General features: G+C 71.2%; 26 protein-coding genes. 13 read left to right on the top strand and 13 right to left on the bottom strand.

Annotation, left to right across the window (positions count from 1 at the left end):
- Window positions 1–359 precede the first annotated feature (359 nt).
- Complete coding sequence (aspS, locus tag BIU90_RS11395) at window positions 360–1700, top strand: aspartate--tRNA(Asn) ligase (protein WP_071300288.1); 1341 nt, start codon at window positions 360–362, stop codon at window positions 1698–1700.
- A 109-nt stretch (window positions 1701–1809) separates the two neighbouring features.
- On the opposite strand, the gene BIU90_RS11390 is transcribed toward aspS, so the two are convergent.
- The 5 genes from BIU90_RS11390 to BIU90_RS11375 form a co-directional block, all read right to left on the bottom strand.
- Entirely contained in the window at window positions 1810–2103 is a 294-nt protein-coding gene (locus tag BIU90_RS11390) for a Dabb family protein (RefSeq protein WP_071300287.1), read from the bottom strand.
- Window positions 2100–2354, bottom strand: a complete 255-nt coding sequence (locus BIU90_RS11385; protein ID WP_071300286.1) for a glutaredoxin family protein — start codon at window positions 2352–2354, stop codon at window positions 2100–2102. Before BIU90_RS11385 ends, BIU90_RS11390 begins: the two co-directional genes overlap by 4 nt.
- 81 nt (window positions 2355–2435) lie before the next feature.
- Window positions 2436–2534 (bottom strand): AURKAIP1/COX24 domain-containing protein, encoded by a 99-nt coding sequence (locus BIU90_RS17895; protein WP_003792170.1) that lies wholly within the window; start codon window positions 2532–2534, stop codon window positions 2436–2438.
- A 134-nt stretch (window positions 2535–2668) separates the two neighbouring features.
- On the bottom strand, window positions 2669–2863 hold the full coding sequence (locus BIU90_RS11380; RefSeq protein WP_071300285.1) for a helix-turn-helix domain-containing protein: 195 nt from the start codon (window positions 2861–2863) through the stop codon (window positions 2669–2671).
- Window positions 2864–2986: 123 nt separating this feature from the next.
- Window positions 2987–3502 (bottom strand): helix-turn-helix transcriptional regulator, encoded by a 516-nt coding sequence (locus tag BIU90_RS11375; RefSeq protein ID WP_071300284.1) that lies wholly within the window; start codon window positions 3500–3502, stop codon window positions 2987–2989.
- A 72-nt stretch (window positions 3503–3574) separates the two neighbouring features.
- On the opposite strand from BIU90_RS11375, the gene BIU90_RS11370 reads away from it, so the two are divergent.
- Together BIU90_RS11370 and BIU90_RS11365 are read left to right on the top strand one after the other, a co-directional pair.
- Window positions 3575–5008: a TrkH family potassium uptake protein gene (locus BIU90_RS11370; RefSeq protein ID WP_071300283.1), complete on the top strand. Its 1434-nt coding sequence runs from the start codon at window positions 3575–3577 to the stop codon at window positions 5006–5008.
- Window positions 5001–5696: a TrkA family potassium uptake protein gene (locus BIU90_RS11365; protein WP_175470197.1), complete on the top strand. Its 696-nt coding sequence runs from the start codon at window positions 5001–5003 to the stop codon at window positions 5694–5696. Before BIU90_RS11370 ends, BIU90_RS11365 begins: the two co-directional genes overlap by 8 nt.
- A 126-nt stretch (window positions 5697–5822) precedes the next feature.
- Here the strand turns inward: BIU90_RS11365 and proC are convergent, their stop codons facing one another.
- Window positions 5823–6653, bottom strand: coding sequence for a pyrroline-5-carboxylate reductase (gene proC, locus BIU90_RS11360; protein ID WP_071300282.1), 831 nt, complete (start codon window positions 6651–6653; stop codon window positions 5823–5825).
- 66 nt (window positions 6654–6719) lie between these two features.
- Here proC and BIU90_RS11355 point away from each other — a divergent pair, with 66 nt between their 5' ends.
- The gene (locus tag BIU90_RS11355; RefSeq protein ID WP_071300281.1) at window positions 6720–7676 is read left to right on the top strand and encodes a cation diffusion facilitator family transporter; all 957 of its coding nucleotides are present in this window, start codon (window positions 6720–6722) and stop codon (window positions 7674–7676) included.
- A gap of 100 nt (window positions 7677–7776) precedes the next feature.
- On the opposite strand, the gene BIU90_RS11350 is transcribed toward BIU90_RS11355, so the two are convergent.
- A complete protein-coding gene (locus tag BIU90_RS11350; RefSeq protein ID WP_071300398.1) occupies window positions 7777–8229 on the bottom strand; it encodes a nucleoside deaminase in 453 nt (150 codons plus the stop codon).
- A 76-nt stretch (window positions 8230–8305) separates the two neighbouring features.
- On the opposite strand from BIU90_RS11350, the gene upp reads away from it, so the two are divergent.
- From upp to BIU90_RS11325, 5 genes are all read left to right on the top strand, one after another.
- Window positions 8306–8941, top strand: a complete 636-nt coding sequence (gene upp / locus BIU90_RS11345) for a uracil phosphoribosyltransferase (protein WP_071300280.1) — start codon at window positions 8306–8308, stop codon at window positions 8939–8941.
- A 435-nt stretch (window positions 8942–9376) separates the two neighbouring features.
- Window positions 9377–10141 carry a winged helix-turn-helix domain-containing protein gene (locus BIU90_RS11340; RefSeq protein ID WP_139195240.1) on the top strand — a complete coding sequence of 255 codons (765 nt, stop codon included), beginning with the start codon at window positions 9377–9379 and terminating at the stop codon, window positions 10139–10141.
- Between the two features lie 302 nt (window positions 10142–10443).
- Window positions 10444–10935 carry a MarR family winged helix-turn-helix transcriptional regulator gene (locus BIU90_RS11335; protein ID WP_071300279.1) on the top strand — a complete coding sequence of 164 codons (492 nt, stop codon included), beginning with the start codon at window positions 10444–10446 and terminating at the stop codon, window positions 10933–10935.
- Complete coding sequence (locus BIU90_RS11330) at window positions 10932–12281, top strand: deoxyribodipyrimidine photo-lyase (protein WP_071300278.1); 1350 nt, start codon at window positions 10932–10934, stop codon at window positions 12279–12281. The genes BIU90_RS11335 and BIU90_RS11330 overlap by 4 nt, the downstream gene beginning before the upstream one ends.
- A complete protein-coding gene (locus BIU90_RS11325; RefSeq protein ID WP_071300277.1) occupies window positions 12278–13813 on the top strand; it encodes a serine hydrolase in 1536 nt (511 codons plus the stop codon). The genes BIU90_RS11330 and BIU90_RS11325 overlap by 4 nt, the downstream gene beginning before the upstream one ends.
- 8 nt (window positions 13814–13821) lie before the next feature.
- Here the strand turns inward: BIU90_RS11325 and BIU90_RS11320 are convergent, their stop codons facing one another.
- A complete protein-coding gene (locus BIU90_RS11320; protein ID WP_071300276.1) occupies window positions 13822–14796 on the bottom strand; it encodes a carbohydrate kinase family protein in 975 nt (324 codons plus the stop codon).
- Between the two features lie 194 nt (window positions 14797–14990).
- Between BIU90_RS11320 and BIU90_RS11315 the strand changes: the two genes are divergently transcribed.
- Window positions 14991–15581 (top strand): TetR/AcrR family transcriptional regulator, encoded by a 591-nt coding sequence (locus BIU90_RS11315; protein WP_071300275.1) that lies wholly within the window; start codon window positions 14991–14993, stop codon window positions 15579–15581.
- Between the two features lie 66 nt (window positions 15582–15647).
- Here the strand turns inward: BIU90_RS11315 and BIU90_RS11310 are convergent, their stop codons facing one another.
- From BIU90_RS11310 to BIU90_RS11290, 5 genes are all read right to left on the bottom strand, one after another.
- Window positions 15648–16262 carry a superoxide dismutase gene (locus tag BIU90_RS11310; RefSeq protein ID WP_071300274.1) on the bottom strand — a complete coding sequence of 205 codons (615 nt, stop codon included), beginning with the start codon at window positions 16260–16262 and terminating at the stop codon, window positions 15648–15650.
- Between the two features lie 44 nt (window positions 16263–16306).
- A complete protein-coding gene (locus tag BIU90_RS11305) occupies window positions 16307–16846 on the bottom strand; it encodes a flavin reductase family protein (RefSeq protein ID WP_071300273.1) in 540 nt (179 codons plus the stop codon).
- Window positions 16847–17002: 156 nt separating this feature from the next.
- Window positions 17003–18526, bottom strand: a complete 1524-nt coding sequence (locus BIU90_RS11300; RefSeq protein WP_071300272.1) for an MFS transporter — start codon at window positions 18524–18526, stop codon at window positions 17003–17005.
- Between the two features lie 180 nt (window positions 18527–18706).
- Complete coding sequence (locus tag BIU90_RS11295; RefSeq protein ID WP_071300271.1) at window positions 18707–19744, bottom strand: LacI family DNA-binding transcriptional regulator; 1038 nt, start codon at window positions 19742–19744, stop codon at window positions 18707–18709.
- A complete protein-coding gene (locus BIU90_RS11290) occupies window positions 19723–21783 on the bottom strand; it encodes an aldo/keto reductase (RefSeq protein ID WP_071300270.1) in 2061 nt (686 codons plus the stop codon). Before BIU90_RS11290 ends, BIU90_RS11295 begins: the two co-directional genes overlap by 22 nt.
- Window positions 21784–21985: 202 nt before the next feature.
- Between BIU90_RS11290 and BIU90_RS11285 the strand changes: the two genes are divergently transcribed.
- The 3 genes from BIU90_RS11285 to BIU90_RS11275 are packed head-to-tail and all read left to right on the top strand — an operon-like array spanning window position 21986 to window position 25250.
- The gene (locus BIU90_RS11285; protein ID WP_254787023.1) at window positions 21986–23296 is read left to right on the top strand and encodes an ABC transporter substrate-binding protein; all 1311 of its coding nucleotides are present in this window, start codon (window positions 21986–21988) and stop codon (window positions 23294–23296) included.
- Window positions 23293–24336, top strand: coding sequence for a carbohydrate ABC transporter permease (locus tag BIU90_RS11280; RefSeq protein ID WP_083403901.1), 1044 nt, complete (start codon window positions 23293–23295; stop codon window positions 24334–24336). Before BIU90_RS11285 ends, BIU90_RS11280 begins: the two co-directional genes overlap by 4 nt.
- Window positions 24333–25250: a carbohydrate ABC transporter permease gene (locus tag BIU90_RS11275; RefSeq protein WP_083403900.1), complete on the top strand. Its 918-nt coding sequence runs from the start codon at window positions 24333–24335 to the stop codon at window positions 25248–25250. The genes BIU90_RS11280 and BIU90_RS11275 overlap by 4 nt, the downstream gene beginning before the upstream one ends.
- Window positions 25251–25289 lie beyond the last annotated feature (39 nt).

The following is a 25289-nucleotide window of genomic DNA, read 5'->3' as shown; positions in this document are numbered from 1 at the left end:
GCCCGTCCCGACGACACCGCGGCACGGGCTGCTCGACTCGACGCCTTCCTGGATGACGCCCGCGACCGGCACGCGAAGCTGGTCGACCGGGCGGCGATGGCCGAGGAGTTCATCGGCACGCTCACCGCGCTGCGCGCCGCGCTCCCCTGACACGTGGCCGGGTCACTGACAGGTGGCCGGGCCGCGAGTCCCCTTCGGTCCCCTCCGTCCGTCAGGACCGCTTCCCCGCTCACGACCCGGCCACGTCGAGAACGCTACGAGCGCTGCGGCGGCGAGCCGGGCCTCCCGACCGGACCTGTGGAGAACGCCGCACCGTAACCCACCTGTGGAGGAAGCAGAGCCGGTTAGACTCGACGACCGTGATCGAACGCACCCGCATCAACGACCTCGCCGCTCTCCCCGACGGTCCCGTCTCCGTGGCCGGATGGGTCGAGACGGTCCGTGATCAGAAGAAGGTGCAGTTCGTCGTGCTGCGCGACGAGACCGGCGCCGTCCAGCTCGTGAACCCCGCCACGCGCGAGGCCGAGGACGGCGACGACGCTGCGCAGGCTGCCCTCGCGACGACCGAGTCGATCTCGGGTCTGGCGCACGGCACCTTCGTGCACGTGCAGGGCACCCTGAAGCACGACGAGCGCGTCAAGCTCGGCGGGCTCGAGGTCAAGGTCGGCGCCCTGACCGTCGTCAGCGCCGCGATCCCCGAGACCCCGATCGCGGACGACTCCTCGCTCGACAAGCGGCTCGACTGGCGCTTCCTCGACCTGCGGAACCGCAAGCAGAACCTCATCTTCCGCATCCAGACCACGCTCGAGCACGCGTTCCGTTCGTACTGGGTCGAGCGCGACTACATCGAGATCCACACGCCGAAGCTCATGGCGACGGCGTCCGAGTCCCGCGCCGAGCTCTTCCAGCTCGAGTACTTCGAGACGACCGCGTACCTGGCGCAGTCGCCGCAGAACTTCAAGCAGATGGCCCAGCCCGCCGGGTTCGGTGCCGTCTTCGAGATCGCCGACGCCTTCCGCGCCGACCCGTCCTTCACGAGCCGGCACGCGACCGAGTTCACCTCCGTCGACGCCGAGTTCTCGTGGATCGAGTCCCACGAGGACGTCATGGCGATGCACGAAGAGGTCCTGGTCGCCGGCATCACCGCGGTCAAGGAGCGCTACGGCAAGGACATCGAGGAGGTCTTCGGCTTCGAGCTGCAGGTCCCCTCGACGCCGTTCCCGCGCGTCACCCTGGCCGAGGCCCGGAAGATCGTCGCCGACAGCGGCCACGACGTCGTCCGCGCCGACGGCGACCTGGACCCGGAGGGCGAGCGCCGCGTGTCCGCCTGGGCGAAGGAGCACCACGGTTCCGAGTTCGTCTTCGTGACCGACTACGACGCCTCGATCCGGCCGTACTACCACATGCGTCACGCCGACGACCCGACGCTCACGAACAGCTACGACCTGCTGTTCAACGGCGCCGAGATCTCCACGGGCGCGCAGCGTGAGCACCGCGTCGACGTCCTGACCGCGCAGGCCGAGGAGAAGGGGCTGGACCCAGCAGAGCTCGGCTGGTACCTGGACTTCTTCCGCTACGGCGTGCCGCCGCACGGTGGGTTCGGCATGGGCCTGGCCCGCGTGCTGATGCTCATGCTCGGCGAGCCGTCGATCCGCGAGGTCACGTACCTGTTCCGCGGCCCGACGCGCCTCACCCCGTAGGACCCACGAGAACGGCCCCCTTCCGCTGCGGAAGGGGGCCGTTGCCGTTGGTCCGGACGGTCGTTCCGGACGGTCGTTCCGGACGGTCGTTCCGGACGGGAGGCTCGGCTCAGCGCTGCCAGTCGATGGCGGCCCGCCCCGTGACCAGGGTCCGGATCCGTGCTGCCGCGGCCTGGTGCTCCGGGTGCACCTGGTAGGCGTCGAGCCCGGCCAGGTCGTCGAAGGTCGCGACCACGGCGACGTCGTGGTTCTTGTCCGGGTAGGCGACGTTCTCGACGACCTCGAGGGACCGGATCGACGACACGACGCCGACCAGGCCGGTCAGCAGCGACCGGATCTCGTCGATGGTGTCGGTACGGTCGAGTTCGGGGCGCAGGCCCCAGGAGACGACGTGGTGGATCATGCGGTGGCCTCGGCCTTCTCGATGGCGCGCGCGAGCCGGTCGGCGTCGACGTGCCAGTTGCTGTGGACCCGGCCGTCGACCAGCACCACGGGGATGTCCTCGGCGTACTCGAGCCGGAGCGCGTCGTCGTCGAGGATCGACCGCTCCGTCAGGGTCACGCCGGGGTGCGCGGCGACGACCCGCTCGACGATCGGTCGGGCATCGTCGCACAGGTGGCATCCGGGCTTGGTCAGGAGCGTCACGGCGGGCATGCCCCCAGCGTAGCCAGCACGGGTCCGGGTCGGGGAACGCAGAAGCCCCGGCGAACCGGGGCTTCACGACGGTCTTGCGACCTACTTCTTGTTGCGACGCTGGTGACGCGTCTTGCGAAGGAGCTTGCGGTGCTTCTTCTTCGCCATGCGCTTGCGACGCTTCTTGATGACAGAACCCATGTGGACCTCGCTCGGACTGATGCTGATGTACGGACACCGGGCCGATGAAGCCGCGGAAAATCAACCTGCCCGATCCTACCGGAGGGCTGCTCCGATGTCGAACGGGCCGGACTCGATGCGCTGTGGAGCGGCGGTCAGCCGACGTCGGCGATGCCGCCACGCAGGACCGCGGCGACCGCGGACTCCGGCACGCGGAAGGACCGGCCGAAGCGGATCGCCGGCAGTTCACCCGCGTGCACCATCCGGTACACGGTCATCTTCGACACCCGCATCATCTCGGCGACCTCGGCGACGGTCAGGAAGCGCACGTCGTCGAAACTGCCGTTCATGGTCCGCCTCCGCCAGGCTGCGCACGGGCCGACGGTGGCCGTCCCGGCGCGGATGATTGGTGTGACCTGTGTGGTCACTGGCAACTGTAGAGGCGCGCGAGGCTCGGTGTCCAGCGTTCCCGGTCAGTCCTGGTCGGGGCGCTTGGTGAAGCGTCGGCGGGAGCGGTCCACGACCCGTTCCCAGCCCTGCTGCGCGCCCGAGAACGCCGCCGTGGCACGGTACGACGCCTCGGCCATGACCCGCCCGAGTTCGGTGCCGACCTCGACCGTCGCCTTGCCCGCTGCTCCGTTGCGCCGGACCGAGACCGGCTGCCCGTCGGGCGTCCACGCCGTCGTCGCGAGGCGGCCGTCGGCGTCCACCGCGCCGGTGAACGGCAGGACCCACTCCTCGATGTGCAGCAGCGGTTCGGGGTCGAGGCGGTAGAAGCGGTGCTGCCCCTCTTCGCGCGAGGTGACGAGGCCGATGTCGCGCAGGACACGGAGGTGCTTGGACACCGTGGGCTGGCTGACACCGAGGCGTTCAACCAACTGGCCGACGCTCAACTCGCCGCCCGTGGTGTCCGATCCGTAGGTCGCGAGGAGCGCGCCGAGGAGCTCGCGGCGGGTCGGGTCCGCGACCACGCTGAAGATGTCGGCCATGGGGCAAGGCTAACCGCCGCGCCCCGCGATGTACCATGCGAGGCGTCCCGCCCATGTCCTCGGAGGCATACGATGCTCGACCGCACGGAGCCCCCGAACCGCGGGGTCGGTGCCGCGCGACGCCGCCCCTCGCAGCTCGGCACGGCGCTGCGCTCGTCGCCGTCGCGTCTGGCGATCCTGGTCTTCGTCGTGCTGGTCTTCGTGTTCACGAGCCTGTTCATGACGCCGTGGGCGAGTGCCGACGGGACCTCGACCCACTTCGCCGACGCGCTGTTCACCGCGGCGTCCGTCGTCTGCGTCACCGGACTGGCCACCGTGGACATGGCCACGCACTGGTCGGTGTTCGGCAAGACGCTCGTGGTGATCGGTACCCAGATCGGCGCGGTCGGCGTCCTGACCTTCGCGTCGATCCTCGGGCTGTTCGTCACGCGGAAGCTCGGGCTGCGCGCGAAGCTCATGGCAGCCGGCGACTCGAACCCGCTCCGCACGCACCACGGCGCCGTCCCCGAGGGGCAGGCGGTCCGGCTCGGCGAGGTCGGCACGCTGCTCGCCACCGTCGCGGTGAGCACCCTGACGATCGAGATCGTGCTCGGGCTCCTGCTGCTGCCGTCGGTGCTCATCGCGGGCATGCCGTTCTGGACCGCGGTCGGCGACTCCTTCTACTACGCGGCGATGGCGTTCACGAACACGGGCTTCTCGCCGAACGCGACCGGGCTCGAGCCCTTCGCCCACGACTACTGGTTCCTCACCCTGCTCATGCTCGGCGTCGTCGCGGGCTCGATCGGCTTCCCCGTCATCCGCGCCCTGACGAAGCAGCTCCGCACGCCGCGGAAGTGGCCGATCCACGTCAAGCTCACCCTGACGACCAGTGCCGTCCTGCTGTTCGGCGGTGCCGCGGTGTACACGGCACTCGAGGCCGCGAACCCGAGCACCTTCGGGCAGGAGGGCGCCGGTCGCACGGTGTTCCAGGGCCTGTTCCTGTCGACGATGACGCGCTCGGGAGGCTTCGCGCTCGTCGACTTCGACCAGCTGAACGGGTCGAGCCTGCTCGTCACCGACATGCTCATGTTCATCGGCGGCGGCTCGGCCTCGACCGCGGGGGGCATCAAGGTCACCACGCTCGCGGTGCTGTTCCTGGCCGCGGTCGCCGAGGCCCGGGGCCGACGCAGCATGGAGGCGTTCGGCCGCCGGATCCCGAGCGACGTCCTGCGCGTGGCCGTCGCCGTCGTGCTGTGGGGTGCGACGATCGTCGCCGTCGCCACGGTCGTGCTGCTGCAGATCACCGACGACTCGCTCGACCGCGTGCTGTTCGAGGTGATCTCCGCGTTCAGCACGTCCGGCCTGTCGTCCGGCGTCTCGGCGGACCTGCCGGAGTCGGGCAAGTACGTGCTGGCGGCCACGATGTTCCTGGGGCGGGTCGGTACAGTGACCATCGCCGCAGCCCTGGCCGCCAGTCAGAGCCGGCAACTGTTCCGTCGACCCGAGGAGAGGCCGATCGTTGGCTGACCGTTCCCGCCCGCAGCACCCGTTCGGTGCCGTCAGCCACGACGCCCCGGTGCTCGTCATCGGCCTCGGCCGCTTCGGCGCCGCCACGGCCGGGCAGCTCGAGCGCCAGGATCGCGAGGTGCTCGTCGTCGACACCGACGCCGGTCTGGTGCAGAAGTGGTCGGACCGGGTCACGCACGCGGTGCAGGCCGACGCGACCGACATCGACGCGCTCCGCCAGATCGGCGCGCAGGACTTCCCGATCGCGGTCGTCGGCACCGGCAGCGACCTGGAGTCGAGCGTGCTCATCACGGCGAACCTGGTCGACCTCGGCATCCCGCAGATCTGGGCGAAGGCGATCAGCCGCTCGCACGGCACGATCCTGTCCCGGATCGGCGCGAACCACGTGGTCTACCCGGAGCGCGAGGCCGGCGAGCGCACGGCGCACCTGGTGTCCGGGCGGATGCTCGACTTCATCGAGTTCGACGAGGACTTCGCCGTGGTCAAGATGTTCCCGCCCCGGTCGGTGCGGGGCAAGGACCTCGGCACGACCGCGATCCGCACCCGCTTCGGGCTGACCGTCCTCGGCATCAAGACCCCGGGCGAGGCGTTCTCGCCGGCGACGCCGGAGAGCGTGATCGGCGAGCACGACGTCATCATCGTGTCCGGCTCGACGACCGCGCTCGAGCGCTTCGCAGCCCTGGAGTAGGGCCGAGACGGACGGGCGCGCCCCGCTCAGCGGTGACGCGCCAGCGGCACGCGGGGCGCGCCGACCGAGCCTGCGACGGAGGGGTGTCAGCTGGCACCGCTCCTCCCGTCCGTCTGCTGGTGGCGTCTAGAGCTTCGACAGCTCCTCGGCACGCGCGATCGCCGCGTCGGCGGCACGCCGGAGCGTGGCCGCCAGGTCGGCGTCCTGCAGGACCGCGACGGCGCGCTCGGTCGTGCCCTTCGGGCTGGTGACCGCACGGCGCAGGTCCGCAGGTTCCCGACCCGAGCGTCCGAGCAGCTCGACGGCGCCGCGGACGGTGCCCTGCACCATCGTCTCGGCCTGCTCGTGGGTGAAGCCGAGCGACTCGGCGGCGCGCTGCCACTCCTCGATGAGCAGGAAGACGTACGCGGGACCGGAGCCGGACACGGCGGACAGGGCGTCGAGCTGGTCCTCGGGGACCTCGATGACCGACCCGGACACGTCGAACAGGCGTGAGGCGAGCGCGACCGCCTCGGCGTCGGCGGACGACCCGCCGCTGACCCCGGTCACGCCGTGCCCGACCCCGATCGGGGTGTTCGGGAGCGCGCGGACCACGCGGACGCCCTCGGGCACGCGCGCCTGCATCGCGGCGGTCGTGACGCCGACCGCGACGCTGACCACGACGGTCCCGGGGGCCAGGTCCGCCGCGACCTCGTCGAGCAGGTCACCGACGACGAAGGGCTTGACGCCGAGCACCACGAGGTCGGCGCCGCGCACGGCCGCACGGTTGGCCTCCGGGTCGGTGTCGCTCGCCCGGGCGTCGAGTCCGCGGGCGCGGAGGGCGGCGGCGGACGCCTCGGACTTCGTCGTCAGCACCACGGTCTCCGGGGCGAGCCCAGCGGCGAGCAGCCCGTCGAGGACCGCGCCGGACATGGAGCCGACGCCGAGCATGGCGGTGCGGGGCAGTTCGATCGTCATGGCCCGACCCTACCGAGCGGGCCGATGCGTAGGATCGGGCAGCAGGTCAGCAGAACAGGGGTCACAGTGAGCGCTTCCGGAGGCAACCGGGCCATCTTCGCCGCACTCGGTGCGAACGTCGGCATCGCGATCGTGAAGTTCATCGCGGCGGCGATCAGCGGGTCCGCGTCGATGCTCGCCGAGGGTGTGCACTCGCTCGCCGACTCCGCGAACCAGCTCCTGCTGCTGCTCGGCGGTCGGCGCGCACGTCGCGCAGCTGACGAGGAGCACCCGTTCGGCTACGGCCGCGAGCGCTACGTGTACGCCTTCGTCGTCTCGATCGTGCTCTTCTCGGTCGGCGGGGTGTTCTCGCTCTACGAGGGCATCGAGAAGTTCGCCCACCCGCACCCGCTGGAGAACTGGTGGCTGCCGATGGTCGTCCTGGTCATCGCGATCGGGCTCGAGGGCTTCTCGCTGCGGACGGCGCTGCGCGAGGCCCGGCCGCACAAGGGCTCGCAGTCGTGGGTGCAGTACGTCCGCCGGGCGAAAGCGCCCGAGCTGCCGGTCGTCATGCTCGAGGACACCGCGGCGCTGCTCGGCCTCGTGTTCGCGTTCGCCGGTGTCGGCCTGACCGCCCTGACCGGCAACGGCGTGTTCGACGCGATCGGCACAGTGCTCATCGCCGTGCTGCTCATCGCCGTGGCGCTCGTGCTCGGCGTCGAGACGAAGAGCCTGCTCGTCGGTGAAGGCGCCACCGCGGCCGACGTCGCGGCGATCAAGGCCGCGGTGCTCGACGGGCCCGAGGTCGAGTCGATCATCCACATCAAGACCCTGTACCTGGGGCCGGACGAGCTCATGGTCGGCGTGAAGGTCGCGGTGGACGGCGACCGTCGCCTCGGGGACGTGGCGGCGGGGATCGACACGCTCGAGCAACGGGTCCGCGCCGCGGTGCCGATCGCCCGGGTCATCTACGTCGAGCCGGACGTGCTCCGGACCGGCCCGCGCCCGCCGACGGAAGCGATCGTCATCCGCGCAGCGGACTGATCAGCCCTGTCGCGCAGCGGACTGATCAGCACTGTCGCGCAGCGGACTGATCAGCACTGTCGCGCAGCGGACTGATCAGCACCGTAGCGCAGCGGACTGATCAGCACCGTCGCGCAGCGGACGAGCGCCGTTCGCGGAAGAATTCGTCGAGCAGGGCTGCGCACTCCTGCTCCAGCACGCCCGCGACCACCTCGGACCGGTGCGGCAGCCGACGGTCCCGGGCGATGTCGTAGACGCTCCCCGACGCCCCGGCCTTCAGGTCCCACGCGCCGAAGACCACGCGGGGCACCCGTGCCGCCAGGATCGCGCCTGCGCACATCGGGCAGGGCTCGAGGGTGACGACGAGCGTGCACCGGTCCAGGTGCCAGTCGCCCGTGACGGCTGCGGCGGCCCGCAGCGCGAGCACCTCGGCGTGGGCGGTGGGGTCCTGCGTCGCCTCGCGCTCGTTGCGGCCCGTCGCCACGACGGTGCCGTCCTCGTCGAGCACGACGGCACCGACCGGCACGTCCCCGGTCGCGAGGCACGCCCGGGCTTCGTCCAGGGCCTGCGTCATCGCGGCGACGTACGGACGGGCGGCGGGCGCTTCCACGGGACCTCCTGGTGCTCGGCGGCGCGGTAGGCTCGACCCTATGCGAGTCCACGTCGCCGACCACCCGCTCATCACCCACAAGCTCTCGGTGCTCCGCGACCGGACCACTCCCTCTCCCACGTTCCGCGCACTGACCGAAGAACTCGTCACGCTGCTGGCCTACGAGGCCACCCGGAACGTCCGCGTGACGGCCACGCCGATCTCCACGCCCGTCGCCCAGACCATGGGCGTCGCGATCGCCAAGCCCCGCCCGCTGGTGGTGCCGATCCTGCGCGCCGGACTCGGCATGCTCGAGGGCATGGTCAAGCTCGTCCCCACAGCCGAGGTCGGCTTCCTCGGCATGGCCCGCAACGAGGAGACCCTCGAGCCGCAGACCTACGCCGAGCGCCTGCCCGACGACCTGTCGAACCGGCAGTGCTTCGTGCTCGACCCGATGCTCGCCACCGGTGGCACCCTCGCCGCAGCGATCGACTTCCTGTTCGACAGGGGCGCCGAGGACGTCACGTGCGTGTGCATCCTCGGCGCACCCGAGGGTCTCAAGGCGGTCGAGGAAGCCGTGGGCGACCGCGACGTGACGATCGTGCTCGGTGCCCTCGACGAGCGCCTCGACGAGAACGGCTACATCGTGCCCGGACTCGGCGACGCCGGCGACCGGCTGTACGGCCTGGCCGAGTAGCGCCTGCAGCGCTCACCGTCCGGGCGGACGGTTGACAGCGGTTGGTATACCGCTGATACTCGGGGCATGACTGCAACCGTTTCCCGCGTCCTCTCCGAGGCGTCCCCCTCCGCCGGGGCAGTGGGGATCGCCGGCATGATGATGCCGGTCGCCGTCATGCGTTGTCGAATGTGTGCCTGACCGGCACCCGTTCCAGCTGGATCCCCCGCGACACCACCCCGGTCGCGAGCGCGTGATCCCCGGGTGACGACCACCGACGACGCGTACGTCCGTCACGAGGTCGTCCCCCGCTCCCCCGGGTGAGCCCCGGTCCGACACCGGACCGCAGGGCTCGTCGAACCGCCCGCACGACGGCGGATCCCGACGCACACCACACCCAGGCCGACGCATTCGACACCGGCCGCACCGCTCGGCCACACCGCCCGGAGAACCACCATGTCGCTCACCATCGCCCAGCCTCGGACCACCCTCCGCCCCGCGCCCGAGCCGCTCGACCTCGGTGCCGTCACGCCGATCCGCCCGCGTCGCGCACCGGTCCAGCCCGCCCCCACCGCGATCCCGACCAGTCCCGTCGTCGCCCCGCAGCGCAACCGCGCACTGCCCGAGGGAACCGAGGCCCGCGGCTTCGCGCTGTACGTCGGCATCGACGAGGAGAAGGCCGCGGCGGCCGGCACGACCCTGGCCGCCGTCGTCGAGCAGCTCAAGGCGCTGACGGCCCAGCTCGTCCCCACGGCGGAGACGTACGCCGCGGTGGCCGTCGCCGCGGAGCACTCCGGCGGACGCGACGTCGACGTGGTCCGCCTCGCCCTGCAGGACCGTTCGGCGGTCGCTGCGCGCAAGCAGGCGGAGAAGTCCGAGCCCGAGGAGACCGGGGTCGTCATCGACATCTCCCGCAAGCGCGTCACCCTCGACGGCGAGGCGGCTCCACTGACCTACAAGGAGTTCGAGCTCCTGCAGTTCCTGGTGCTGCGTGAGGGCCAGACCGTGGAGCGGTCCGCGATCATCGACGGCCTGTGGTCGGACGACGAGGACGAAACCCCGAACGAGCGCACCATCGACGTGCACGTCCGGCGCCTCCGCGCCAAGCTCGGCGCCTTCGAGGAGATCGTCCGAACGGTCCGCGGCGTCGGGTACCGCTTCGACCGGCACGCCGACGTCGCCGTCCGGTACGCCTCGACGCCCTCGCCCGACCTGTTCTGACCCGGCCTCGGGTTCGGAGCGCGCGCATACCGGCCTCTTGGTGAACTCGCAGCCAACGAGTGCGCCGATCGCTGGCGCCCGTTACCCCTTCGTTATACAGTCGATGTCAGCAGTCAGGGTTTGCTGTGGCCCGGACTGTGGAATGTGATTGCAGGACACTCTTGGTGCAAGGGAGGAGGCCGGTCGCCCGTCAGGGCGGCCGGCCTCTGTCGTTCCCCGATGTCCACGCACGGTGGCGGCGCGGACGGAGTGTCCGTCCCCGTCGGTAGTGTGGAGGACCACCGACCAGAGGGAGTGCCACCGTGAACGACAGGTCGACCGCCGTCGCCGCCTGGGAAGCCCTCTTCCGGGCCCAGGTCAGCGTGATGCGGAACCTCAACAGCGAGTTCCCGGGCGGCGAGATCTCCTTCAACGAGTACGACGTCTGCTTCAACCTCTCCACGCAGCCGGGCCGTCGGTGCCGGATGCGCGAACTGACCGGTCACCTGCTCCTGACGCAGCCGAGCGTGAGCCGACTGGTCGACCGTCTGGCGTCGCGCGGCATCGTCGAGAAGCAGCCCGACCCCGCCGACGCGCGCGGGGTGATCGTGGCCCTGACCCCGCACGGGTTCGACGTCTACCGCGCGGTCGCCGTCCAGCACGCCGCCAGCATCGCCGCGCAGGTCAGTGCGGGTCTGACCGACGCCGAGCTCCGGACCCTGACCGAGCTCTGCACGAAGCTCCGCGCGGCGACCTCCGACCCGACACCCCAGCGCCGCGCCGGTGCCGCCCTGACCGAGACCGTGCACGCGTGACCGGCGCCCTCGTCTGGCTGCGCGACGACCTGCGGCTCGCCGACAACCCGGCACTCCGGGCGGGCATCGACCACGGAGGCGACCTGACCGTCGTCTACGTGCTCGACGAGGAGAGCGAGGGCATCCGTCCGCTCGGTGGCGCCGCACGGTGGTGGCTGCACCACTCGCTGGCGTCGCTCGACGCCGACCTGCAGCAGCGGGGATCGCGGCTGGTCCTCCGCGCGGGTGCGGCGGCCGACGTCATCGACGCGCTCGTCGCCGACACCGGCGCGGACGGGGTCTACTGGAACCGTCGTTACGGGCCCGTCGAGCGAGCGATCGACGCCGGCATCAAGGCATCGCTGCACGACCGCGGCATCGACGTCCACAGCTTCGCCGCGTCACTGCTCTGGGAACCGTGGACCGTGCTCAACGGTTCCGGCGAGGCATACAAGGTCTTCACGCCGTTCTGGCGCGCGGCCCAGGCCCTGCCCGAACCGCGGCACCCGCTGCCGAAGCCGCGCACCCTGCCCGACCCCTCGTCCGCGACCGGCGACGCGCTGGACGACTGGGCGCTGCTGCCGACCACCCCGGACTGGGCTGGCGGGCTGCGGGACGCCTGGACGCCCGGCGAGCACGGCGCCGCCGAGCTGCTCGAGGACTTCGTCGAGCACGCACTCGAGGACTACGACCAGCGGGACGAGCCCGCCATGGCCGCCACGAGCGACCTCTCCCCGCACCTGCGCTGGGGCGAGATCAGCCCGTACCAGGTGTGGCACCGACTGCACGGCACACTCGAACCCCACCAGCGCCAGCAGGCTCCGGCGTTCCTGCGACAGCTCGCCTGGCGTGAGTTCAACTGGCACGAGTACTTCCACTGCGAACAGCTCGCGACCGTGAACGTGCGTCGCGAGTTCGACGCGTTCCCGTGGCGCGACGCCCCGGACGACGAACTGCAGCGCTGGTACCACGGCACGACGGGCTTCGACCTGGTGGACGCCGGCATGCGCGAACTGTGGAGCTCGGGCGCGATGCACAACCGCGTCCGCCTGGCAACGGCGAGCTTCCTCGTGAAGAACATGCTCGTCGACTGGCGCATCGGGGAGCAGTGGTTCTGGGACACCCTGGTCGACGCCGACCCCGCCAACAACGCCGGCAACTGGCAGTGGGTCGCCGGCTCCGGCTTCGACGCCGCGCCCTACTTCCGCGTGTTCAACCCGGACCGTCAGCTCGAACGCTTCGACAAGCACCGCGAGTACGTCCGGCGCTGGGTGCCGGCGGACGAGGAGCGCCCCGAGCCGATGCTCGACCTGCGCGAGACCCGACAGCGCGCCCTCGACGCCTACGACCGGATGCGCCGGTCGTGACGGACGTCGCCGCAGCGACCCTCGACCAGGTCGACGCCCTGTTCCGTGCCCGCGTCGAACGGGGCATCGCGCCGAGCTCGGTGTGGGGCGTGTTCGACCAGGACGGCCTGATCGCCTCCGGTGGACACGGCGACCGCGGCGACGGCACCGCTCCGGACTCCGACACGGTGTACCGCATCGCGTCGTGCACGAAGAGCATCACCGCAGCGACCCTGCTCACCCTGGTCGCCGACGGACGGGTGTCCCTCGATGCCGCGGTCACCGACTTCGTTCCGGCGTTCGGTGCGGTCACGCTCCCCACCGCGGACTCCCCCGTCCCGACCCTCCGCATGCTGCTGACCATGTCCGCCGGCTTCCCCACCGACGACCCGTGGGGTGACCGGCAGGAGTCCATCACCGACGACCAGCTCGACGACGTGCTGCGGGGCGGTCTGCTGTTCGACAGCGTCCCGGGCACGACGTTCGCGTACTCGAACCTCGGGTACGCGCTGCTCGGTCGTGCGGTGCAGGTCGTCGCGGGTCGGCCCTTCACCGACGTCGTGCGCGACACCCTCCTGGGTCCACTCGGCCTCGACGACACCGTCTTCGCTGCGGCCGACGCCCGCGGGGACGTCGTGACCGGCGCGCGCGGGCACGAGGGCACGTGGGAGCCGCTGCCCCTGAGCGACCCCGGCGCCTTCTCGCCGATCGGTGGGCTCTTCTCCACGGTGTCCGACCTGTCCCGCTGGGCGCGGCACCTGTCCTCGGCCTTCGCCTCGGTCCGCGACCGGTCCGGCACCGCCGAGCCCGGTCCTGTCTCCCCCGCCGACCGTCGGCTCATGCAGCAGGCCATGCGCGTCATCACCACGCCAGCCGTCCCCGCAGCGCGTCGCCCGGTCGGCTACGGCCTCGGGCTGTTCGTCGAGCAGGACGACGTCGTCGGGCCCATCGTCTCGCACTCGGGCGGCTACCCGGGCTTCTCGGCGCACATGCGGTGGTCGACGCGCACCGGGCTCGGCGTCGTGGCGTTCGAGAACGCGACGCAGGCGAAGGTCTCGGTCGTCACCGAGACGGCGCACGACCTGCTCCTCGGACTCGACCGGCCCGACGCACCCGGGACCGCGCTGTCCCGACCGACCGGTCCCGCACCAGCCCGCGCGGCCGGGACCGCACCGGTCCGACCGGCCGGCACCGCGACCGTGACGGTCCTGCCCGAGACGCGCGCTGCTCAGGCTGCCGTGTCGCGCCTCCTGGCCGAGTGGACGACCGCCGGCGATCCCGCCGCCGTCGCTGCGGACCTGTGCACCCCGAACGTCCCGATGGACGTCCCGTGGGACCGGCGGCGTGCGGCGGCAGCGCAGGCGATCGCCCAGGTGGGCGCGGACCTCGGTGCAGCGCCCGTGGCCGAGTCGTCGTCGGTGCCCACGCACCTGCGCTGGTGGCTGCCGGGCTCGTCCGGCCGGCTCCGGGTCGAGATCCGGCTCGCCCCGCTCGCGGCCGGCCTGGTGCAGACGCTCACCGTCGCCGCCGAACCTGCTGAACGCGAGGCCTGACCGCAGCGTCAGACGGGCGGTCGCCCGCCGACGAACCCGAGCGCCCGAGCCGCGACCCGGGTCCCCTCACGTGCTGCGGACCCGACGCGGACCTGGTCCGTCGCCCATGCCCGGAGGAACCCGGCGGCGAAGGCGTCACCCGCTCCGAGCGTGTCCACCACGGTCGCCGACGTCGCGGGCACCCGCTGCGGAGCGCGGTCGGGACGCCCGAGCAGCACGCCCTCGGCCCCGAGCGTGACGAGCACGAGCGGCACGGTCCGCGCCAGGATGCGGATGGCCTCGTCCATGTCCGCCGTGCCCGTCATCGCCGCGGCTTCGGCACGCCCCGGCAGCAGCACGTCGACCCCGGCGAGGGCCTCGAGCATCGGCTGCGCACCGATCGCCCGGACGACGGCGACGGATGAGGGGTCCAGCGACACGCGCGCCGCCCCCGACCGTGCCCGCGCCACCAGGCCGGCGATGCGGTCGGCACCACCGCTGGCGAGCATCGCCTCGCCCGTGAGGTGCACGATGTCGGCGCGCGCTGCGAGGTCCAGGGGGACGTCCTCGGCACCGAGCAGGGCGCTCGCACCACCGTCCACCATCGAGGTCCGGCCGAAGTCGCTCCGGACGGACACCACGGCGCCCGTCGAGGCGCGGGAGTCGTAGCTGACGTGCGGGCGGACGCCGGCGTCCTCCAGTGCACGCTCGTGCCGGTACACGTCGTCGACCCCGACGCGGCCCACCAGGTCGACATCGGCGCCGAGCCACCCGAGCCAGGTCGCGGTGCCACCGGCAGCGCCGGCCGGGCGGTGGCGGATCACGGCGGCGTGGTCGTGGTCCCCGGTCGCCTGGGCCCGGGTGTGGACGATCACACCGTCCAGCACGTCACCGACCACCAGGAAGCGCTTGCCGGCCCCGCGCCGGCGTCCACCCACCGACCGTCCGCCGGCGACGTCTCCGGGACGGGACGGGGGCACAGGACGCTCGGGAGGCAGGGTCATCGGCTCCACACTACGTGGATACGAGGAATACTCCAGTATATGGACGACAGGCTGGACGGTCCTTCAGGCGCGCCTGGACGCCGGCCTACACCGTCCTGCCGGACTTCAGCGGTAACATACTGTATGGTCGTTGTTTCGACTGTGCCTGAGCCGATCAGGTGCGCCCCCAGCACGAATGCCCGGCCGGAGACGACATGCCCCGTAAACCCGACCCGACTCTGAAGCCCGCGATCATCGAGAAGGTCGCGCAGCACCTGCGCACGACCCGGACCGAGGATGTCTCCGTCCGGAGCCTGGGTCGCGTGCTCGGCACCAGCGCCTACCCGATCGTGTACCACTTCGGGACACGTGACGCGCTCATCGACGCCGTGGTGGACCACCTGGACCCGGCCGATGCCGCCCCGCGCCTCGACCCCACCGCGGACGACGACGACCTGGCACGCTGGTTCGTCGCCCGGTTCGGTGGCCTCGACGACCCCGACCGTGCACTCGCTGCCCGACTGACCTTCGAACTCGGAGCCGTGGAAGCGCTCGGGGGCCGTGACCGCGAGCACCGCACGCACGTCGAGCTGGTCGATGCGGTCCGAGCGTGGTGCACGGCGAACGGCCACCCGGAGTCCGATGCGCCCGCTGCCGCGCGGGCCGCGGTCCTGGCCGCACGGGGCGTGCAGTGGGGCCGGGTGGTCGAGTGTGAGCCGACGGACGTCGACGCCGCGCTGCGCGCGATCGCGGGCACGCTGTCCGCCGGCGCCCGCGTCACGTCCGGTCCACGCACCCGCTGCTGACCACACGGACGACGGGAGGCCAGGTGCCAGCTGGCACCGGGCCTCCCGTCGTTCAGGCGGTCACGCTCAGAGCGTGACGAACTGCTGCGACTTCGCGGTGGCGAAGCGCGCGGCGACGTTCTCCCAGTCGACGATGTTCCACACGGCCTTGACGTAGTCCGCCTTGACGTTGAGGTAGTCGAGGTAGAAGGCGTGCTCCCACATGTCGAGCATGAAGATCGGCACGACGCCCAGCGGCACGTTCGCCTGCTGGTCGAAGAGCTGGAACGTGACGAGCTTCTGGCCGACGGTGTCCCAGGCCAGGACGGACCAGCCGGAGCCCTGGATGCCGTTGGCGACCGCGGCGAACTGCGCCTGGAACGACTCGAACGAGCCGAAGAACTCGTCGATCGCGGCGGCGAGCTCACCCTCGGGGACCTTGGTGTCCGGGCCGAGGTTGGTCCAGAAGATCGAGTGGTTCACGTGGCCACCGAGGTGGAACGCGAGGTCCTTCTCGAGCTTGTTCACGGCACCGAAGTTGCCGGACTCGCGGGCCTCGCCGAGCTGCTGCAGCGCGGTGTTGGCACCGGTGACGTAGGCCTGGTGGTGCTTGTCGTGGTGCAGCTGCATGATCTTGCCGCTGATGTGCGGCTCGAGCGCGGCGTAGTCGTACGGCAGCTCCGGCAGGGTGTACTCAGCCATGTGAGTTCCTTTCGATCAGTGGTGGGCGGACGGTGCTCCGCGGCTCACGAGAGCCGGGAACGATCGGTGAGGGAGTGGAATTCCCGGTTGTGGTAGACCAGCGGCTCGCCCCGGTCGGCACCGAGGACGATGTCGAGCACCTCGGCGACGACCACGGTCGAGCTGCCGATCGGCGTCGTCGACAGCGGGCGGCAGCGCAGGACCGCGGCGGCGGAGGGCAGGTAGCGGTCCCCCGACGGCAGCGTGCCCCACACCGGGTCGTCGGCGGCGGGGCTGCCCGTGGAGGCGAAGCGCTTGGCGAGGGCGACACCGTGCGAGTCCATCAGGTGCACGACGAACAGCGGCGCGCCGAGGATCGTGCCGGCGGAACCGGAGCCGGTCGACAGCGAGAACACCAGGACCGGCGGGTCGACGGCGACGCTGGCCACGCTCGACGCGGTCAGGCCGGTGGGGCCGTCGGGTCCCTCGGCGGTGATGACCGCAACGCCCGCGGGGTGGCCGCGGAACGCCGCCTTGTAGGCGTCGGCGACGGTCGAGGGGACGGTGGTCGACGCGGCTGCGTCCGACGGTGCTGCTTCGGGCATGGGTGTCGTGGTTCGTTCCTCGTGAGGGGTGGCGGTCACGGTGCTCGCGGCCATGTCCCAACGTAGGACCTCAACCAAGGTCGAGGTCAACGATTCACAGGTTCGCGGTGCCCCGGGCGTGGCGCGGGGGACGCACGGTGCGCGCCCGCGCCCGCGTCAGCGGCGGCGGAGCATCACGACAGCGCCGGCAGCAGCGACGAGCATCAGCACCGCGGCGACGCCGGCCGTGATCGTCACGCCGGAGTCGAACGCCGCGCGGGCCGACTCGAGCAGGGCCTGCCCGGCACTCCCCCCGAGCGACGACGCCGCGGCGACCGCTCCCCCGAGGGTCTCCTGCGCTGCGGTGTGCTCCGCCCCGAACAGCCCGTTCGGCACCGACACGTGCGCGCGGTACGCCGACGCCAGGATCGTCCCGAGGATCGCGGTCCCCAGCACGGCACCGATCTCGTACGCGGTCTCCGACACCGCCGAGGCCGCGCCGGCCTTGTCCGCCGGGGCCGTCGAGATGATGAGGTCGTTCGTGACGGTCTCGGACGCACCGATGCCGATGCCGAGCAGCACGAACGCGAACGCCAGCGCGGCGATCGAGGCGTGGTGCCCGAGCACGGCGACGAGGGCGTACGCGGCCGCCGAGAAGAGCAGCGCGACGGCGACGACCCAGCGCGGTGCGACCCGGGCGACGATCGGCACGACGACGAGTCCGGCGACGATGGTGAGCACCGACCCGGGGATGAGCACGATGCCGGAGGCGAACGGGTCGAGCCCGGCGACGAGCTGCAGGTGCTGCGCGATGAAGAACAGGAAGCCCGTCAGCGAGAACATCGCCGCCATGTTCATGAGCACGCTGCCGGTGAAGGCGGTGCTGCGGAACAGCCGCAGGTCGAGCATCGGGGTCCGCGTCCGCAGCTGCCGACGGACGAAGGCCACGCCGCACAGGACGCCGACGGCGAGCATCGCGATCGCGAGGCCGCGCTCCTCCGGGTGCACGACGGACTTGATGGCCCAGGCGATCGGCGCGAGGGTGCCGAGCGAGAGCAGCATGCTCACGACGTCGACCGGCCCCGGGTTGCGGTCGCGCGACTCGGGCACGCAGAACGGCACGGCGACGAGCATGACCACCAGGATCGGCACCGCGACCAGGAACACGCTCCCCCAGTGGAAGTGCGCGAGCAACGCCCCACCGACCAGCGGACCGAGCGCGTTGCCGGCGGCGAACATCGTCGACCAGACGGCGAGCGCCATGCGCCGCTCTCCCGCGTCCGGGAACACGTTGCGGATGATCGACAGCGTCGCCGGCATGAGCATCGCGCCGAAGACGCCCATCGCGATGCGGGCGGCGACGAGCATCCACGCGTCGGTGGCGAACGCGGCGGCGACGGAGAGCAGGGCGAAGCCGGTGGCGCCGACCACCAGGATCCGGCGACGGCCGATCCGGTCGCCGATGCTGCCCATCACGACGAGCAGCCCGGCCAGGACGAGCGGGTAGGCGTCGACGATCCAGAGCTGCGTGGTGGCGTCGGGGTTGAGGGCGCGGGCGATCGACGGCAGCGCGAAGCTGAGGATCGTGTTGTCGACCGAGATGAGCAGCACGGGCAGCATCAGGACCGCGAGCGCCAGGAACCGTCGGGGACGGCTCGCGGTGACGCGCGTCGCGATCGGGCTGGTGAGGAGTGCGGACATGGTGGTGCTCCACGGACTTCGAGGGGGCGTCACGGGCGCGGAAGTCGTCACGCAGCCCGGCAGGACTCTCCTACTGTACCGTCTGGACGGGTTGGTTGCAAATGCAACCAAACGCCGGATGGGAGGCTCGTGGCGGCGCCGCCACGAGCCTCCCGTCCCCGCGAAGTGGCGGTGGGCCGACTACGCGGACTCGCGGAGCAGCAGCCGGTGGCGCACGGTGCGCTGCACCGCAGCGCCCTGCCGCGGTAGCTCGCCGGCCAGCATGCCGAGCGCGAGTTCCAGCGCCTCGGCGGCCACGGCGTCGAGGTCGACCGCCAGCGTCGTGAGCGTCGGCGTGACCAGCGTGCCGAGCGGCAGCCCGTCCACGCCGACCACCCGGACGTCACCGGGCACGTCGACCCCTGCCCGTCGGCACGCGGAGAGCACGCCGAGGGCCATCACGTCGTTGAACGCGAGGATCGCGTCGAGCCGGCGGCGACGCCCGAGCAGCCGTTCGGTCTCCTCGGCCCCGCACTCGGCGGTGCCGTGCGCGGCGTGCACGATCTCGGGGAGGTAGCCGCGGCGGCGGAGCGCGTCGAGCATGAGCAGCCCGCGGGCGCTCGGTTCGTCAGGCTCGGAGTTGTCGAGCACGACGGGGTGCCGGACGCCGGTGGCGACGAGGTGGTCGGCGAGGACCTCGATCGAGTCGGACGGGTCGATCCAGACGGCGCCCGTCGGCGGCTCGGACGCCGGGTCGAGCTCGACCATCGGCACGGTGCCGAGCACCTCGTTCCAGCGCTCTCGACGTGACCCGAAGTACCCGATGACCACGTCGGTCTGCGCACCGAGCGCCGCGACCATGCGATCGGCGTCGCTGGCCAGGTCGACGTCCGCGAGCATCACGTTCCAGCCCTGCTCGGCTGCCAGACGGACCACCGCGGCGGCGAGCTGGGGCGTGTAGGGGTTCCGCAGGTCGTTGACGACCAACCCGAGCTGGTGCTCGCCACCCGTGACCAGCCCACGACCGAACCGGGACGGACGGTAGTGCAACTGCGTCGCCGCAGCGAGGACGCGCTCCTTCGTGGCCGCACTGATGCCCGGCATGCCGTTCATCGCCCGGGTCACGGTCTGGCGCGAGACACCGGCGGCCGCGGCGACGTCGATGATCGTCGCGCGGCCACCGGCGGTCTGCCCTGGGGCAGGGGCAGCGTCCGGTGTCAGTCGCGGAGGTCCAGCCATGCCACCTGTTCGGGAGTGAGGTCGACGGAGAGGCCGGTCATGGACGACCGGGCCTCCGCGATCGTACGCGGTCCGAAGAGCGGGAACGTCGGGAACGGCTGGTTGAGGACGTAGGCCAGGGCGATCGCGGTCGCGGGGACACCGAACTGCTCGCCGAGCTCGGACGCCCGACGGAGCCGCTCGAAGTTCTCGTCGCTGTAGTAGCAGCGGACGAGTTCGGCGTCGCTGGTGTCCTCCGGCTTCGCGCGACCGGTGAAGAACCCGCGCGCCTGGGACGACCACGGCAGGAGCGGGACCTGTCGTTCCTCGAGCCAGGCCTTCGATGCCGGGTCGGTCGCGTGGCGGCAGCCGGCCCACGGGACGTCGTACGCCTCGGCGAGCCCGAAGTGGTTGCTCAGGACCTCGAACTCGTGCTTGCCGTTGGCCCGGGCGTAGGCGTTCGCCTCGTCGAAGCGCGCGAGGCTCCAGTTCGAGCCGCCGTAGACGCGGATGCGGCCGGCGCGGCGGTGCTCGTCGAGGACGTCGACGAACTCCCCCACCGGGATGTCCTCGTTGTCGCGGTGCATCATGTAGATGTCCGCGTAGTCGGTCCCCTGGCGCTCGAGGCTCTCGAGCAGCTGGCGGGTGAGCGACTCGGGGTCGCAGTACGGGGTGTGGGCGCCCTTGGTGATGACCACCACGTCCTCGCGGACGCCGCGGTTCTGGATCCACTTCCCCAGGCGTCCCTCGAGCACGCCGCCGCCGTAGATGTACCCGGTGTCGAAGACGTTGCCGCCCCGCTCGACGAACAGGTCGAAGATCGCGCTCGCGTGCGCCAGGTCGGGCTGGTTGTCGACGCCCATGACCAGGCGGGACATGCGCTTGCCGACGCCGGGGACTTCGCCGTAGCGCATGGTGTTGTCGTCCTGCACGGTCAGCGTCCGGCCGCTCACGGTGGGGATGTCCGCCGTCTCGGCTTCGAACGGGTAGCGCAGGTCGATCGCGGCGCGCCACCGGTCGAGCGTGCGGGCGGTCGCGAGGGACTCGTCGAGCGTCATCTCCGGTGCCTCGACGCGACCCCCGGCGAGCGCCGCCGTGGTGGCGTCTGCTTCTCGGGCGTACGGGTGTTCTCCGGCGAAGGACAGCGTGCGGGGGTCCTCGTCCACGGTGCGGACCTCGATCGTGGGGTCGTCGCCGAGGGTCCAGGGGTCGGTGAGGCGGATCCGCCCGGTCGTGCCGTACACGGTGACCGCGTTGTCGTCCTCGACGCGGACCCCGGTGCGGACGCTTGCGGTGATGACGGCCGGACCGGTGGCACCACCGCGGTAGGTCAGGTGCGCGCTCGTCCACTCGTCGACCCCGGTCGGACCGAGCGACCCGGTGGCCGTGAGCTCGGTCGGCTCGGCGACCGCGACACCGGTCGCGGCCTGCACGACCGCGGCGGCCATCGTGACCGGGTAGCCACCGACGTCGAGGATGCCGCCGCCGGCGGTGTCGACGTCGAACAGCCGACCGGCGCGGGACCCGGCACGGAACGCGAAGGACGCGTCCACGTGGGTGACGTCGCCGATCGCGCCGCGCCGCACGAGGTCCAGCAGCGCGGCGGTCTGCGGGTGGAAGCGGTACATGTACGCCTCGACGAGCGGCAGCCCGGCCTGGCGCGCGGCGTCGACCAGGGCCATGGCGGTGCCGTGGTTCGGCGACAGCGGCTTCTCGCAGAGCACGGCCTTGCCGGCGTCGAGCGCGGCGAGGACCAGGTGCGCGTGGCCGGTGTGGACGGTCGACACGTACACGGCGTCCACCCGCGGGTCGGCGAGGACCTCGGCGTAGGTCGTCGGGGTGACGTCGGCGAACCCGTGCTCGGCGGCGTCGGCGGCGAACGACTGCGCACGCTCGGGCGACGAGCTGCCCGCGGCCACGAGGGTGCCGCCGGCCGTGCTGGCGGGGAGCTGGGACAGGAACCGACGGGCGATCCCACCGGGGCCCAGGACGGCCCAGCCGGGGGTGTCCCCGGTGCCGCGGGTCGTCGTGTCTGAGGTGGTCGCGGTCTGCGCTGACATGCGGGTCCTGTTCGTCTCGTGAACCTTCACGGTGCTTCGGGTCGGAACGACGCTACTGCCCGAGTTCCCGCACTGCAACGGCACGGCGGTACTGAAGTGCTTGACACGGCGTGTCGCCCAGGCAATGCTCTGGTCAGTTCCGTGAGCGTTCACGGTCGAACGCGCACGACAACCCGATCTCAACGACGAGAGCAGGTCTCCAGTGACAGCAGCATCACCGATCAGTCTGAGCCGGCGGGGGTTCCTCGCCGGTGCCGGTGCCCTCGGGGCACTCGCCACCACCACCCTGTTGGCAGGGTGTTCCACCGGCACCGCCATCTCGAAGGACCCCGACGAACTGGTGCTCTGGTACTGGAACCGGTCCCTCGACCCGAAGTTCCTGCAGCAGGCCGCGAAGGGCATCGACGGGCACCAGCCCAAGCGGCTCCGTCCCGACCTGATCGGCGGCGCGTCCTACGACACGAAGTTCCGCACGGCACTCGCGGGCAACGCGTTCATCCCCGACGTGCTCATGGTCAACTCGAACTGCTGGCTGTACTTCCCCGACGAGCAGCTGTTCACCGACTTCGACGACCACGGCGGTGGCGCGAAGCGGTCCGAGTACTACGACTGGAAGCTCTCGCTCGGTCGCACGCCGAGCGGACGGCAGTGCTTCTGGCCCGTCGACACCGGCCCGACGGCGTTCTTCTACCGACAGGACGTCCTGGCGAAGGCGGGGCTGCCCACCGACCCCGACGAGGTGTCCGCGGCGATGCGCACCTGGGACGACTTCCGCCGGTTCGGCTCGACCCTGCGCGAGAAGACCGACGTCGCGACCGTGATCACCGCGAACCAGCTCTTCAACCAGTACGTGTACGCCAGCCCCACGCGCTACTTCGACCGCGACGACCAGCCCGTGTTCGAGCGGGACGACAGCAGCATCCGCAAGGCCTGGGACAACGCCGTCGCGTGTGCACGCTCCGGCGTCACCGGGAACCTGCAGTCCGGCACCGACCAGAACGCCGGATGGGTGTCGGGTCGGGTCGCCGGGCAGATCGAGGGCGCGTGGTGGACGCAGGTCATCCACGACACCGCGCCGGACTCGGCCGGACAGTGGCGGATCGCGCGCCAGCCGGAGCGGCCCGGCAACAGCGGCGGGTCGTTCCTCGCTGTGCCGAAGACGTCGAAGGACCCGGCCGCCGCGGTCGCCTTCGCGCAGTGGATCACCTCGCCCGAGGTGCAGTCCCACACGTACAACGACATCCAGCTCTTCCCGTCGACCCCGGGCTCGTTCAGCAACGGGCTGATGCGGCAACCCGGCGACTTCTTCGGGGACCAGGACCCGCTGGCGTTCTTCAGCGACACCGCCGGCGACGTGCCGGTGACCTACATCTCGAACTCGGAGCGCTTCGTGGGCGCCTTCGCGACCGAGATCACCAACGTCGAGGCGGCCGGCAAGGACCCGGACCGCGCGTGGCAGGACGCCGTCGACCAGACCAACCGGGTCCTCGAGAAGCGTGGGGTCGGCGCATGAGCACGAAGCAGGCACCACCGACCACGAGCATCCCGGCGGTCGTCGGGACGCCCACGTCCTCGATCACGACCGCGGCGACGGGCAAGCGCTTCGGACTGCGCCGCTTCTGGCCGCAGTACGTCGCCATCGCGCCCTTCTACGTCCTGTTCCTGGTGTTCGGCCTCTTCCCGATCGTGTTCTCGATCGTGCTGTCGTTCACCGACTGGGACGGCATCGGCGCTCCGGCCTGGGTCGGGTTCGCGCAGTACCAGTACCTGCTCGGCGACCCGCGGTTCTGGAACGCCGTCGCCAACACCTTCCTGATCTGGATCATGTCGACGATCCCGATGCTGTTCCTGGCGCTCGTGCTGGCGTTCCTGCTGCACGGCAACATCCGCGCCAAGGGCTTCTACCGCGTCGCGTTCTTCATCCCGAACGTGACGAGCATGGTCGCGATGGCGATCGTCTTCGGCTCGGTCTTCTCCGACGGCTTCGGCCTGGTGAACGCGGCGATGCGGGCGATCGGCGCTGACCCGGTCGGCTGGCTGTCGTCGTACTGGGGCATCAAGGTGACCATCGCCGTGATGGTCATCTGGCGGTGGACCGGCTACAACGCGATCATCTACCTGGCTGGGCTGCAGTCGATCCCGACCGAGCTCTACGACGCCGCCAAGGTCGACGGCGCCAACACCTGGCAGATCTTCTCGCGGATCACGGTCCCGCTCCTGCGCCCGGTCATCCTGTTCACGGTCATCACCTCGACGATCGGTGGGCTGGGGTTGTTCACGGAGCCGCAGATCCTGTTCAACGGCGGCTCGGTCGGTGGTCCCGACGAGGCCGGCATGACGATCGTGCTCTACCAGTACGACCAGGCGTTCAACCAGTTCGACTTCGGGTACGGGTCGGCGATCGCCTGGGTGCTGTTCATCTTCTCCGTGGTCTTCGCGATCATCAACTGGCGGTTGCTCAGCGAACGCGACGGCCTCAAGACACCGAGGCGACTCCGCGCACCGCGCCAGGTCCGCGCCGCCTCGATCACCAGGACGGGGGTCGACGCATGACCGCGACACAGCCCACCACGACGACGACGAACACCGCCGCCGCCCTCGGACGACCCGGCGCCGCCGGCGACGACCGGCACCGCGGGTTCCGCCGCGGCTGGGTCGGCACCCTCGTCACGCACGTCTGCCTGGTCATCGGCGTCGTGCTGTCGATCTTCCCGTTCTGGTGGTTGCTCGTCATGTCGACGTCCACGAACGCGCAGATCTTCGGCTACCCGCCGTCGCTGTGGTTCGGCACCAACGCGCTGCAGAACGTCGCGTCGGTGTTCGCGAACGTCGACATGCTGCGGGCACTCGGGAACACCGTCATCGTGGCGGGTGGCACCGCCGTCCTGGTGATGCTGTTCGACTCGCTCGCCGCGTTCGCCTTCGCGAAGTACGAGTTCCCGTTCAAGCGGTCGCTGTTCACGGTCATGCTCGCCACCTTCCTGGTGCCGGGCAGCCTGTCGCTGGTGCCGAGCTTCGTGCTCATGTCCCAGCTCGGGTGGATCGGCGGACTGCAGGCGCTGATCATCCCCGGGGCCGCCAACGCGTTCGGCATCTTCCTGCTCCGGCAGTTCGCGACCGGGTCGATCCCGAACGAGATCATCGACTCGGCCCGGGTCGACGGCGCAGGGTTCTTCCGCACCTGGTGGTCGATCGCCGTGCCGATGCTGCGCGGTGGTCTCGCGTTCCTCGGCATCTTCACGTTCATCACCGCGTGGAACGACTACGTCTGGCCGCTCATCGTGTTGATCGACCCGAAGGGGCAGACCCTGCAGGTCGCCCTCGCCGGCCTGAGCTCGGTGAACGCGACCGACCTCGGAGCGGTGATGGCCGGCGCGGTGATCAGCGTCTTCCCGCTGATCGGGGTGTTCATCATCGGCTCGCGGCACTTCATCGCGAACATCGCCGCCGGTGCCCTGAAGGGATGAGGCCGCAGGACGCAACGGCGCGGATGGCACGCCGTTGCG

Source organism: Curtobacterium sp. MCBA15_001, assembly GCF_001864835.1.
Taxonomy (GTDB): Bacteria; Actinomycetota; Actinomycetes; order Actinomycetales; family Microbacteriaceae; genus Curtobacterium.
The sequence above is the reverse complement of the archived record's forward strand: the minus strand, read 5'-3'. Positions and strand labels throughout refer to the sequence as shown.